Raw genomic sequence first — 512 nt, forward strand, 5'->3', positions numbered from 1 at the left:
CACCTGTTGGTCGGTCAGGGGTATATGAGCGAAGACCAGGCCCAGGCGGTGATGGACATGCAGCAGGGCAAAGTCGGCGGGCGCGGCGGCTTGGCGGTGGCGGAGCAATTTTCGTTGCGCCGCTTCGGCGACCTGGCGGTGGAGTTGGGGTATATCAAGCGCAGCCAATTGAACGCCTGCCTGACCGGGCAGGAGTGGCTGAAAGCCGACGACGGCGTCATCGAATGCGGTTGGGCGGCGCAAGGGCCGGTGGAGGATATTCCCGGCACCTTCAACTGGCTGATCGGCTGCGTGCATCAAAGCCTGCTGCAACGCTGGGCGGCGGCTTTCGCCCGTCACGGCGTGAAACTGCGGGCCATGTATCCCTTGACCGGTTGCGCGCCCGCCTTGCTGCCGGACGGCGAGCGCAACGCGGTGATTCTGGAAACCCAACCCGGACTGGGTTTCAGCAGCCGTGTGGTTGGCGGGCACCATACGCGGCGGCGGCATTAGCTGAAGTTGCATAAATCGGC

1 protein-coding gene is annotated in these 512 nt (G+C 64.6%); it reads left to right on the forward strand.

Annotated elements, in window-relative coordinates; genetic code table 11:
* On the forward strand, nt 1-492 hold a 492-nt coding region (locus NP596_RS21845), incomplete at its 5' end, for a hypothetical protein (protein ID WP_256617473.1).
* Between the last annotated feature and the right edge of the window lie 20 nt (nt 493-512).

Source organism: Methylomonas rivi (genome assembly GCF_024505165.1).
Taxonomy (GTDB): Bacteria; Pseudomonadota; Gammaproteobacteria; order Methylococcales; family Methylomonadaceae; genus Methylomonas; species Methylomonas rivi.